This is a genomic window from Metabacillus sp. RB-C-LZQ-3-1 (genome assembly GCF_058315175.1).
Genome location: NZ_JBZFLI010000019.1, coordinates 1 through 11930, shown reverse-complemented (window position 1 = coordinate 11930; position 11930 = coordinate 1). Strand labels below are relative to the sequence as shown.

11 protein-coding genes are annotated in these 11930 nt (G+C 35.8%); all 11 read right to left on the bottom strand.

The annotated features are described in order from the left end of the window. Positions 1 to 2: 2 nt before the first annotated feature. The 11 genes from AC4GZ8_RS21735 to hflK all read right to left on the bottom strand — a co-directional run bounded on the left by AC4GZ8_RS21735 (position 3) and on the right by hflK (position 11728). Entirely contained in the window at positions 3 to 1472 is a 1470-nt protein-coding gene (locus tag AC4GZ8_RS21735; RefSeq protein ID WP_491084004.1) for a replication initiation and membrane attachment family protein, read from the bottom strand. A gap of 85 nt (positions 1473 to 1557) precedes the next feature. Beyond that, positions 1558 to 2016: a transcriptional regulator NrdR gene (gene nrdR / locus AC4GZ8_RS21730; RefSeq protein WP_491084003.1), complete on the bottom strand. Its 459-nt coding sequence runs from the start codon at positions 2014 to 2016 to the stop codon at positions 1558 to 1560. 47 nt (positions 2017 to 2063) lie between these two features. Next, positions 2064 to 2462 (bottom strand): cytosolic protein, encoded by a 399-nt coding sequence (locus tag AC4GZ8_RS21725; protein ID WP_491084002.1) that lies wholly within the window; start codon positions 2460 to 2462, stop codon positions 2064 to 2066. 135 nt (positions 2463 to 2597) lie between these two features. After that, positions 2598 to 2978 carry an adenosylmethionine decarboxylase gene (gene speD / locus AC4GZ8_RS21720; protein WP_491084001.1) on the bottom strand — a complete coding sequence of 127 codons (381 nt, stop codon included), beginning with the start codon at positions 2976 to 2978 and terminating at the stop codon, positions 2598 to 2600. Positions 2979 to 3263: 285 nt separating this feature from the next. Continuing rightward, on the bottom strand, positions 3264 to 4283 hold the full coding sequence (locus AC4GZ8_RS21715; protein WP_491084000.1) for a glyceraldehyde-3-phosphate dehydrogenase: 1020 nt from the start codon (positions 4281 to 4283) through the stop codon (positions 3264 to 3266). A gap of 186 nt (positions 4284 to 4469) precedes the next feature. Then, a complete protein-coding gene (coaE, locus tag AC4GZ8_RS21710) occupies positions 4470 to 5063 on the bottom strand; it encodes a dephospho-CoA kinase (RefSeq protein ID WP_491083999.1) in 594 nt (197 codons plus the stop codon). Positions 5064 to 5083: 20 nt separating this feature from the next. Further along, on the bottom strand, positions 5084 to 5722 hold the full coding sequence (gene ytaF, locus AC4GZ8_RS21705; RefSeq protein ID WP_491083998.1) for a sporulation membrane protein YtaF: 639 nt from the start codon (positions 5720 to 5722) through the stop codon (positions 5084 to 5086). A 409-nt stretch (positions 5723 to 6131) separates the two neighbouring features. Next, positions 6132 to 6956 carry a DNA-formamidopyrimidine glycosylase gene (gene mutM / locus AC4GZ8_RS21700; protein ID WP_491083997.1) on the bottom strand — a complete coding sequence of 275 codons (825 nt, stop codon included), beginning with the start codon at positions 6954 to 6956 and terminating at the stop codon, positions 6132 to 6134. A 25-nt stretch (positions 6957 to 6981) separates the two neighbouring features. Further along, positions 6982 to 9606, bottom strand: a complete 2625-nt coding sequence (polA, locus tag AC4GZ8_RS21695) for a DNA polymerase I (RefSeq protein WP_491083996.1) — start codon at positions 9604 to 9606, stop codon at positions 6982 to 6984. A 225-nt stretch (positions 9607 to 9831) separates the two neighbouring features. After that, the gene (gene hflC, locus AC4GZ8_RS21690; RefSeq protein ID WP_491083995.1) at positions 9832 to 10761 is read right to left on the bottom strand and encodes a protease modulator HflC; all 930 of its coding nucleotides are present in this window, start codon (positions 10759 to 10761) and stop codon (positions 9832 to 9834) included. Beyond that, on the bottom strand, positions 10751 to 11728 hold the full coding sequence (hflK, locus tag AC4GZ8_RS21685) for an FtsH protease activity modulator HflK (protein ID WP_491083994.1): 978 nt from the start codon (positions 11726 to 11728) through the stop codon (positions 10751 to 10753). The genes hflC and hflK overlap by 11 nt, the downstream gene beginning before the upstream one ends. Positions 11729 to 11930 lie beyond the last annotated feature (202 nt).

The window sequence follows — 11930 nt, the reverse complement described above, 5'->3', positions numbered from 1 at the left end:
TTTTAGTCATTCCTCCCTTCTGTGGTTTCACTGCTTTTATTATCCTTGTATTTTTTAATTCGATCAAATAATTTTTTCTTTTCTAATTCGAATTGTTCTAATTGTTTCTTATCTACTTGTTCCTTCTTCTGGGGTTTTTCTTGTTGATCATTTTTCGTTTCATCATCCTTCAGCCATGAAGGAAGTTGTTCCTTTCGAATAGGTGCTCTTTGGTTTGATGATTTTTTCTTTGCCGTCGTTTTTTCTTCTGCCCATTGTTGATATTGGCGATGTTCCTGTTTAGCTAAATCCATTGCATCCTTCACGGTTTTAATGTGTTTCCTTGTCCAATGGCTTGCAATTTTTTGAACATAAGCTCTTGTAAGCTTCATATCTGTTTTAAGCATGACGTAATAGATCAGTACATTCACGACCCCTGGCTCGAGCTTCTGTTGAACCATAACCTCTTCAATGATCTGCAAATCACTTACAGATGGAGGTATACCACCAGCAACATCTGTTAAAAACTGTCTTGGTGAAATGGTTTCTAATTGATACATCAATTCTTCTTCTTGTGATAATTGTTTTTTATCAAGGTTCGACCGTAATGAAATAGGCTGTTTCTTATCAACAAGATTCGGTAATTGATCTCCAACTTGAAATTGATACCAATCTCTAGCTGATTTTCTAAGCAATTCTACATCAATCATATCATCCTGGTCTAAGCTGGACATAGCAACATTTTTCATGTCAATTGCACTAATACCATACAAATAGGATAACTTTTTGATCACCTCTTTAACTGGAGGTGTAAAAGCTTTTGGAGAAATAAGAGCCTCAGATAAACCCGAGAAGAATAAGTCGAAGTCAAATACAGCATCTGATATATCTAATGTGGCACGACTATCTGTTTGGAGATATTCCCTCTCATTTTCAAGTGTTAAGTCATCCATTGTTTCCTGGTTTACTCTGCCCATCATTTCTGCAGACCGAACGGAATCAAACACATCATCAAACGATTTGGTGATTTCTTTTATTCCCTCTTCCATTTGATCATCTGAAAAAAATCTTTTTAACTGTAAAAATTTATTTCGACCAACACGATTATATAGATAAATATTCAATACACCATCCTGAAAAAACTCATTCGGTCGAATAGGCGCCTGCAACTCATATATATATCTTTTTACACCATCAATTTCATCTATATATGTTTTCAAAAGCCCGAGGCCTTCTAATTTCAAACGTTCTTGATAGATTTCCCGTAAATTGCTCTGCATGATCGTCATTAAACTGTGATGCGTTGTTTCAACACTCCATAGACGATTTTGCTCTAATTCTCCCCATAAAGTCATATAAAGACTAAAGCATTTTGACCCTATTAATGGCTGATAAAGTAGTGTGACGATTTTTCGATCTAAGTCTTGTAGAACTGATTTACTTTTAACCGTATATCGATCAATAGCGAGCAGTTCCTTCCAATGCTGTTCCATACCCTTCAACCTTTCATGCCTATAATTAGAAAAATAATCCACTGAAAAAAGAGCTGAAGGATCCCTCCATTAGCTCTTTTTTCATTTATCTTACTTTCTTTATAAGGTCAGTCAATTCCTCGATAAATACATTTATATCCTTAAACTGCCGGTACACTGATGCGAACCGAACGTATGCAACCTCGTCAATTCTAGCGAGCCTGTCCATGACCATTTCGCCAACTAATTTACTATTCACTTCGGAAACACCTTGATTTCTAAGTTCCTTTTCGATTTCATGAACAATATCTTCTAACTTTTGCAAAGGAACTGGTCTCTTTTCACACGCTTTAATTAGCCCTCTTAGGATTTTTTCCCGACTAAACTCTTCCCTTGTTCCTTCTTTCTTTACAACAATTAGAGGAAATTCTTCTACCTTTTCAAATGTTGTAAAACGATATTGGCACTCCTCACATTCACGGCGTCTGCGAATCGATCTTCCTTCATCTACAGGTCTAGAATCCAATACTCTTGTCCCATTATGCTGACACGAAGGACATTTCATATGACCAACTCCTTCTACACGTCATATATAGGTCTATGACCCATATTTTATTTTCCACTTTTTCCAGTACCTACAAATGTTTCTTTTTGATCCAGCTTTTTATATAATTCAAGAATGATTTTTTTACTATATCCAAAGTCTGTTGGTAACACAGTATTTGTCGTAGCAGTAAGATCAACAGCTGTTTCAAAAGGACGCACAGAAATAACCGTTACAATTAAAAATGCCTTTCTAGGACGATCAATGTTCACGCTCATTTCTCCACGTTCTTCTGATACAGAGGTAACTGTCATTCCAGGTGTTTGCTCGATCAATTCCTTTACTGATTGAAGTGCTTTCTTATTTGTTGTTTTATAATAATGGCTTTGCAAGTCTGGATTATAATGATTTTCCCTTGTTTCTTGATGAGTACTAAAAAAATCTTTTATTTTGTTCATAAAACTCATTGTTAAATTCCCCTTTATTCATTATTTTTCCCTTTATGTATGAAAAGTTATTCTATTACTATCATACTGAAATTTTCCGATAATAAAAAGAGGTGCAGATTAAATAATCCGCACCTCTGAATGTTTTCTTTCAAATTAAAGAGCTTTTGCTTTCGCTTGCTTTACTTGTACAGGTCCCATACCTCTTGGGATTTCGATATTTTCACGAGTTTGTGCACCTAATGATTCTGCAATATGGTCTGCAGCAATATTTGGATTTAAATCACCACATGTGTAAACATCAATACTTGCATAACCATGCTCTGGAAAACTATGAATGGTTAAATGGGACTCGGAGATAATAACAACTCCACTTACTCCTTGTGGGGCAAATTTGTGGAAAGCAACCTCTCTTATTTCTGCACCTGACTTTAATGCCGCATTTACAAATGTTTTTTCAATGTAATCCATGTCATTTAACTTATCAAAATCGCATCCCCATAATTCTGAGATTACGTGTCTACCCATTGTTTCCATAATTCATGGATCCCCCTTTAACTATTTTTTTACATGAATTCTTCGCGAATGGTATGTGTAACTACCACGGGGGAAAGTTAGTCCAGAGAGGTCCTAACCCTTTAAGTAGCCTTAACACCTTGGCTTTGATAAGAAGTTCACGAAAAATAGTATACTTTGTTTGTATATGTTTTGCAACACACTTTTTGAAAAAATATTTGCTACATCTAAGTTAAAGGGGTTTCATGCAGCATGAAGTTACATTTATTACTTTTTCCATAGGGAGCTTAAATATCCCTTAAATCCTTATACACCTAATAACGGAGACATACTTTTTTCTACCATTTTAGCCAAATCAACCACTCTGCAGGAGTATCCCCATTCATTATCATACCATGCCAACACCTTTACCTTATGTTGATCGATTACAATGGTCGATAAGCAATCGACGATTGCTGAATAAGGATTTGTATTATAATCAATAGAGACTAAAGGCTCTGTAGAAAAATCAAGAATTCCCTTTAGTGATTTTTGTGAAGCTAACATAAAAGAGTGATTAACTTCTTCTGCTGTAACAGATTTCTCCAGATCAACGACCAAGTCAACGAGTGAAACATTCGGTGTTGGGACTCTCAGTGCCATTCCATGTAACTTACCTTTCATTTGAGGTAATACAAGTTCTATAGCCTTTGCAGCACCAGTCGTAGTAGGTATAATGGATTGTCCGCACGCTCTAGCTCTTCTTAGATCTTTATGTGGATTATCAATATTCCTTTGATCATTTGTGTATGCATGAACTGTCGTCATAAGTCCATTTCTTACTGTAAATGCTTCATCAAGCACCTTTATGACTGGTGCAAGGCAATTTGTTGTACATGAAGCATTTGATATGATTGTATGCTGATTTGCATCATACACATGTTCATTAACCCCCATAACGATCGTTACATCTTCATTTTTCCCAGGAGCTGTTAAAAGGACTTTTTTCGCCCCAGCCTTCACGTGTAACATGGCTTTTTCTTTTTTATTAAATTTTCCGGTTGCTTCAATAACTATATCAACATTTAATCGCTTCCATGGAAGATCCTCAGGATTACGTTCATCTAGTAATAATACTTTATGTCCATTTACAACTAAATAATCTTCCATTCCAATGACTTCGCCTTCAAAGGTTCCATGATTTGTATCATATTTAATTAAATGGGCTAGAGTCTCTGCTGGATAACTTGCATTAATTGCCGTTATATTTAAGCCTTCTGTGATTGCACGTCGAAATACCATTCTTCCTATACGACCAAATCCATTTATCGCTATATTTGTAGACATAAAAAATCTCCCCTCACTATATATGACATACTAATTTTATATAACTTACAATTAGTATAACACATTTAATACTAATAAGGTTCATTTATTTCTTCAAGTACAAGCATTTTTTTACTAAATATATCCGCCAATCATTAAAGTGTTTCACAACAAAGAAAAAAAGAGACTATTATTAGTCTCTTTCCTTTAAATCCACTTATTTAGAACAGCTTTTAGCTGTGTGTGTGTATATTCTAACGAACCATTATTATCAATGATTTCGTCAGCAAGCTTTCTTTTATCCTTTAAGGGGAGTTGTGATTGAATACGGAGTTTGGCCTCCTCTTCCGTATAATCATTTCGTTCCATTAAACGTTTTAACTGGGTTTGTTCATCCACATACACAAGGATTGTTTTATCAACCAAATAGGTTAGTTTGCTCTCAAATAATAAAGGAATATCTAATACAACTGCACTTGATTTAAGCTCTTTTTCTTCTTTTATTTGTTGAAGCATTTCTTTGCGAACTTCCGGATGAACAATTTCATTTAACTGTTCCCGTTTTTTCTGATCACTAAAGATTAAGCTGCCGAGCTTTTCGCGATTCAGAGTATGATCTTCCCGCAAAATCCCTACACCAAAAACTTCAACAATTTTGTTATATGCAGGTTTTCCTAACTCCACAACATCTCTTGAGATTTGATCGGCATCTACAACAGTTATACCCATTTCCTTTATCATATTTGAAACTGTACTCTTCCCACTTGCTATTCCACCTGTTAGTCCAATGACAACTGTCACAGCGTTTAGCCTCCATTTGCTTATAATTTCCATATCCCTATAATAATGAGAATAATCCCTGGAAGGCAAGAAAATTTATCCATCCAAGAAAACCTTGAAAAAATATGTCCTGATTTTATGCCAAATGAAACAAATAGAGAACTCATACACGCTACAAGTACACTCATAATAATTGGAGAATATCCTAATAATGCGGCACCAATTCCAGCACCAAAGGCATCCAATGATAAAGCTACACCAAGTAAAAAGGCTTCAACTCCTGTAATTGTTCCCGACTTATCTATATCCGCAGTCATCGGCTTTCTGAGTATGTTAATCACAATTCCAAAGGTTTTGATTTCGAAATTAATGATCGTTTTTTCAACTTCTTCTTCCTCTCCAACTTCCTTTGTCGGTCGAAAAAATTGATATAAAACCCATGCTCCAATGAGCATTAAGATTAATCCACCAAGCTTTTCTGTGATATAGATAGGGAATATTTTTGTTAACAATTCACCTAGGAACATCGCTCCAAGCATTGTTACAGCTGAACAACAAGCAATGATAAAAATTGACTTTAAGGGGATTCTCATTTTCCTCATGCCATAAGTAAAACCAACTGAAAAGCTATCTAAACTAACTGCGATTGCTAATAACAACAGTGAAATGAATTGAAACATAAAAGCCTTGCCCCTTCCTTCTGATTGCTAACATAGTGTATGATAATCGCCCAAAGAATGTTAAAAGAAGGATTGATATTTCGATATGGTACCTTATGTTTTCATTCCTTTATTTAGAATCACATAAGAAAAGAGCAAGTGCCTTTATCTGGCGTTTTTCTAAGAGAACAAAAGCCAAGCGCCTTGAACAGCCTAGGGCAAATAAGACGCAAATGAATAGAAGAAGCTTTGTCTTCAATTATGTACGGCTAATGACCTCTAGGGGCTAGGCGCTGGCCGTCAAATACCGCAACGTCAATCTCCAAGATTGCACTTGCACATCCAGTACTTCGGAGTTATAAAACTTTTATAATTCCCTATACCAAAAGAAGGGCAAAGATCATCTTTTGATGTCTTTACCCTTATCTAATTATATTTGACAGTTTGAACAAAAATGTGTTCCCCGACCACCGACAACAGTTTTTGTCAGTATGTTTCCACAATTTTTACATGGTTCATTTGTTCGACCATACACATATAATTGCAATTGAAACATCCCAATTTCACCTTGTGTGTTTACGTAAGATCGAATGGTACTGCCACCTTGTGCTACTGCCTCCTCGAGAGTTTTGACGATCTCTTTATGTAATCGTTCATACTCTTGATTCGATAATTGGCTTGCAGTTCGTTCAGGATTTATTCCTGCACGAAATAAGGCTTCATCAACATAAATATTCCCAAGTCCAACTACAACTGATTGATCAAGTAAAGCAGTCTTTATTTTACGAGATGTTTTCGCTAACCGTTCTTTTAAATATTCTACCGTAAAGTAAGCTGAAAAAGGCTCAGGACCAAGTTGCGAAAGAGGAAGACTTTGTTCCTCTTCTCCTTTTTTAAAGAGATGCATCGTGCCAAATTTTCTTACATCTCGATATCTAAGCTCTGTTTGGTCTGTAAATGTAAACAATACATGAGTATGCTGTTCCACATCATCCTCAGCCTTATATAAGCCATATCTACCTTCCATTCTTAAATGAGATACCAGGACATAGTCATCAAGCATAAACTTCAAAAATTTTCCTCTGCGATTTACATCATGAATGGTTTGACCGACTAATGCATCCTTAAATTGTTCAATTTCTTCCGGCTTTTTAATCATTTTTGGCCAGTGAACAGAAACCTCTTTTATTGTTTTTCCTTTTACAAGCTGAATCAGCGTTCTGCGAACTGTTTCAACCTCTGGCAATTCCGGCATGTATTCACTTCCTTTTTAGCTGGAGTCATTTTGCATCATACCATGAGTTCCCATATGAATAATCTACTTTTAGAGGTACTTTTAATTCGACTGCATTCTCCATTACTTCTGGTACAATTTTTTCTAGAATAGCCACTTCTTCTTTTGGGGCTTCAAATATCAATTCATCATGAACCTGTAACAATAATTTTGTTTGCAGCTTTTCTTGCTTTAATCTCTCAGCCATATCAATCATCGCTTTCTTGATAATATCAGCTGCACTCCCTTGTATAGGTGTATTCATTGCTGTTCTCTCTGCAAAGCTGCGAAGATTAAAGTTACGGCTTGTGATTTCCGGAATATATCTTCTTCTATGCAGTAATGTTTTCACATAGCCTTTCTCTCTAGCATCCGCAACAATGTCATCCATGTATTCCTGAACGCCAACAAAGGATTCTAAATAGCGCCTAATGAATTCCCCTGCTTCCTTTCGGGTTATACCCAAGCTTTGTGAAAGTCCAAAGTCACTAATACCATACACAATCCCAAAGTTAACTGCTTTGGCTTGCCTTCTCATATTTGATGTAACTTCATCTTCTTCAACATGAAAGACATCCATTGCCGTTTTTGTATGAATATCTAAATCGTTTTGGAACGCTTCGACTAAATTTGCGTCATTGGCAATGTGTGCCAGCACTCTTAGCTCAATTTGTGAGTAATCAGCTGCAAAAATGACCCAATCTTTGTTTGATGGAACAAATGCCTGACGAATCTTTCTCCCTTCCTCTAAACGAATGGGAATATTTTGCAGATTTGGATCTATTGAACTGAGTCTACCAGTTGTAGTTAGCACTTGGTTAAATCGTGTGTGTATTTTATGTGTATCTGTGTGCACAACCTTTAATAAGCCCTCTATATAGGTAGATTGTAATTTTCCAAGTTGCCTGTAATGAAGGATATCCTGTACAATTTCATGTTTATCTTCGAGCTTTTCTAATACATCAGCAGAAGTTGAATAGCCCGTCTTTGTTTTTTTAACTACAGGAAGATTTAACTTCTCAAATAAAATTACGCCAAGCTGCTTTGGTGAATTAATATTAAAGGCCTCACCAGCATGAGCATAAATACTTTCTTCTAATGCTTTTAACTGATCAGTAAGATGTTTCCCCATCTCTTTTAAACGATCAACATCGACTTTTATTCCAGTTGCCTCCATTTCAGCAAGTATTAGAGATAGAGGCAATTCTAAATCGTATAAAAGGGCAGTTTGATCATTTTTTTCTAATTGATCAATTAGCTTTTCTTTTAAATCCGAAATAGCTAGTCCTTTTCGAACAAGGTGCTCCCCTAGCTTATCATCATCTGGCAGCGAGCGCTTCGCCCCCTTCCCATACACAACCTCATCATGCTGTACAATTGTCACTCCATGAGCCTTTGCGACACTTGCCACATCCTCATAGGTTGCAGAAGGATCTAGTAAATAAGCAGCTATTAATACATCAAAGTTGATTCCTTTTAATGAAATTCCCTTCCAGCTAAGAGATACTGTTGTTTTCTTCCCATCATAAACCGTTTTTTGTTTAGACTCATCCTCTGCCCATTCTTTGAATTGATCAGATGATAAAGCAAGTTTGGCCGGAATGTAATAATGTCCATTTTCATTGATGATCGAAAAACCTCTAATTTCAGCTTGGTGATAACTATCTTCTAATACTTCAGCGTAAAGAAAAGCTTCATCAGTTAAGATTTCTTGTGTAAACTCACTAACTACATCAAAACTAATGTCTTCAATTTCTTCTTCAGAAGCTTCAGTCCCCAATTTGTCTAATAACGAATTAAAGCCTAACTCCTTAAACAAATCTGTAACCTTTTGAGGATCAAAACCTTCATAATGAACTTCATCCAACGTAATAGAGAGCGGTGCTTCACAATCAATTGTGGCGAGCTTTTTACTCATTAACGCTTGTTCACGGTTTTCCTCTAGCTTTTCTTTAAGCTTTTTTCCACTAACTTTTTCAATTGAATCTAATACATTTTCTAATGTTGTAAATTCTGTTAAAAGTTTTATAGCGGTTTTCTCACCTACACCCGGTACTCCCGGAATATTATCAGACGTATCGCCCATTAACCCTTTCATATCAATAATTTGCTCTGGAGTTAGGCCATACTTCTCTTTTACAAACTCTGGAGTGTATGAATCAACATCCGTAATACCTTTTTTCGTAATATCTACCGTTATTTTATCTGTTACTAATTGGGTTAAATCTTTATCTCCTGAAATAACCTTAACTTCATAGCCATCCTTCTCAGCTTGTCTAGATAATGTTCCGATAATATCATCTGCTTCATAATTTTCCAGTTCATACCTCGATACTTGGTAAGCATCCAGCAGCTCACGAATAAACGGGAATTGCTCTGATAATTCTGGTGGAGTTTTTTGTCTTCCCCCTTTATATTCTTGAAACGTTTTATGCCTAAACGTTGTTTTTCCTGCGTCAAAAGCAACGAGCATATGTGTTGGTTTTTCATCCTCTAAAATCTTCATTAAAATCATCGTAAACCCATAGATTGCATTTGTATGTACACCTTTATCATTATTTAGTAAGGGTAAAGCAAAAAATGCCCGATAAGCAATACTATTTCCGTCAATTAATACCAGCTTCTTTGTCAATCCTTATATCCTCCTCTATTCAAGCGAATAATATCTGTTCGCAATCTTTTCATTTATACAAAAACCCTAGTTTTCCTATTCTATTTTATCATGACTATAAATAGAAAGGAAAACTAGGGCCCTATTATACTATCAGTAAGTTTTTAATTTTATGGATGTTAGTATAAGAAAAACTAAGGCTTTCGCCATCAGGACTTTGCGACAAGCCAAGTTTTTCTAATACGATTATTGTACTCCCTTTAACAAACTTGCATAAGGTGAATCAAATGGTATAATGATGACTGTTTCTTCATCAATGGTTTGTTTATAAGATTGCAACGTACGGTACATTTCATAAAATGAGGGATCTTTTGAATAGGCAGTATTATAAATCCTTGCCGCTTCTTTTTCCCCTTCACTTCGAATAACCTCAGCATCTGCCTGTGCCTTAGCAAGCATTTCTTTTACTTCCCGATCGGTTTCAGCAATAATGCGATTTTTTTCAGCGTCACCTTTTGATAAATACCCCTGTGCAGTCGATTCTCGCTCTGAAATCATCCGAGTAAATACAGATTCTTCATTTTCAGCAGGCAAATCTGTTCTTTTCATTCGAACATCTGTTACAACTACACCGTAGTCACCTGCGTCAAGTAAATTATTCACAATCTCCGTTACTTTGTCATTTAAGCTACCTCTTGAGGACTTTTCATCGTTAATGATTTCATCGTAATTTAATTGCCCTAATTCCGAACGAACAGTTGAGAAAACATATTCCGCCATTTTTGTTTCGGCATTAACAATGGATCTCGCATTTGAAATCATTTTCTTCGGATCATCTATTCTCCACACTGTATAATTATCAATAATGAGCCGCTTCTTGTCCTTTGTATTAATTTCAGCTTCTTCCACATCATATGTCATTTGATATTTAGGAAGTGTTGTGACTGATTGGATAAAAGGAATTTTATAATTTAATCCTGGCTCTTCAATAATACGGACAACTTCTCCGAATTGGCGAACAACCTTGTATTCATTTTCTTTCACAATAAACAGGTTAGTTAGCACCAATACAAGAATCAAGATCGTAATAATAAGGATGATTCCTGCTCGAAGATAACCCTTAAAAGAAAAGGAAGGCTTTTTTTCTTCCATATTTACTACATTATCATTGCCCATTTGTTTCACTTCCTTCCTGTTCAGTTGGCACTACAGGTTTTGTTGCTGTTCCCTCTTTAATAGGTAAATACTTCATTGTATTCCCATTGTCCTCCATAATATAAATTTCAGCATTCGGGAGCACTTGATCGATTGTTTCTAAAACTAAACGTTTTTGGGTAATATCCTTTGCATTTACATACTCGTTATAAATCGCATTAAACTGAGCTACATCACCGCGAGCTTCTTCAATACGAGCAGCTTTATCTCCTTCAGCAGAGGACATAATCGCATCCTTTTCCCCCTGTGCCTCTTCTGTTCGTTTGTTGCGATATTTATTTGCCTCATTCTTTCTAGTGTTCATTGTTTCTCGAGCATCTGTTACGTTTGTAAAGGCTTTTCTTACTTCCTCATTTGGTAAATCTACATCCTGTAATTTCACAGCTAGAATCGTAATACCAATATCGTATTCTTCAACTAATGTAGATAATAATTCTTGGACTTGCTTTTCAATTTCTACTTTTCCTGATGTTAGAGCATCATCTATTGTTGAGCTGCCGATAATACTTCTTAAGCTGGCAGAAGTAGCATCTTCAAGCATTTCTGTTGGATTCTCTGCATTAAATAAATATTTTCCTGGTTCAGTTATTTTCCATTGTACAACCATATCAGCTAAAACGATATTTTCGTCACCTGTAATCATTTTTGTTTCCTTTGGAAAATCCTTTACCTCTCCATCTTCTGTTTCTTCATAGCCAAACTGAAGACTAAAAGTTTCCTTAGAAAGTACTTCTACTGACTGGATAGGCCAAGGATATTTAAAATGTAACCCCGGTTCGCTAATCCCTTCTTCAACTTCACCGAGCGTAATCATAACAGCCTGTTCTGATTCATCAACGGTATACCAGGATGTAAATGCAACAATAGCTAACACAATTATTAATAAGGCAAAACCGATGATGGAAAAAATTCGTTTTATACTAATCATGTATCCCCCTACCTTTCTTACGTTATGTCTATTCTTTTGTGATACTTTACATACGATTTCATTTCAAAAAGGTTTCAAATATTTCAATTCCGCGAGATTTTCGTCATATTTCAGACGTTAAATACGGTAAAGAACACTGGTACTAGGAACTAAATTATTATGAAAGCAGGAGAGGTAGTATGCAGAAATTAGAATTTCAAAC

What these genes read in the sequence shown, in the direction of transcription:
- AC4GZ8_RS21715 (WP_491084000.1), bottom strand. Translation starts at nt 4,283, where the DNA reads ATGTCTACAAATATAGCGATAAATGGATTTGGTCGTATAGGAAGAATG.
- ytaF (WP_491083998.1), bottom strand. Translation starts at nt 5,722, where the DNA reads ATGTTTCAATTCATTTCACTGTTGTTATTAGCAATCGCAGTTAGTTTA.
- hflC (WP_491083995.1), bottom strand. Translation starts at nt 10,761, where the DNA reads ATGGGCAATGATAATGTAGTAAATATGGAAGAAAAAAAGCCTTCCTTT.
- hflK (WP_491083994.1), bottom strand. Translation starts at nt 11,728, where the DNA reads ATGATTAGTATAAAACGAATTTTTTCCATCATCGGTTTTGCCTTATTA.
- nrdR (WP_491084003.1), bottom strand. Translation starts at nt 2,016, where the DNA reads ATGAAATGTCCTTCGTGTCAGCATAATGGGACAAGAGTATTGGATTCT.
- AC4GZ8_RS21725 (WP_491084002.1), bottom strand. Translation starts at nt 2,462, where the DNA reads ATGAGTTTTATGAACAAAATAAAAGATTTTTTTAGTACTCATCAAGAA.
- mutM (WP_491083997.1), bottom strand. Translation starts at nt 6,956, where the DNA reads ATGCCGGAATTGCCAGAGGTTGAAACAGTTCGCAGAACGCTGATTCAG.
- AC4GZ8_RS21735 (WP_491084004.1), bottom strand. Translation starts at nt 1,472, where the DNA reads ATGGAACAGCATTGGAAGGAACTGCTCGCTATTGATCGATATACGGTT.
- speD (WP_491084001.1), bottom strand. Translation starts at nt 2,978, where the DNA reads ATGGAAACAATGGGTAGACACGTAATCTCAGAATTATGGGGATGCGAT.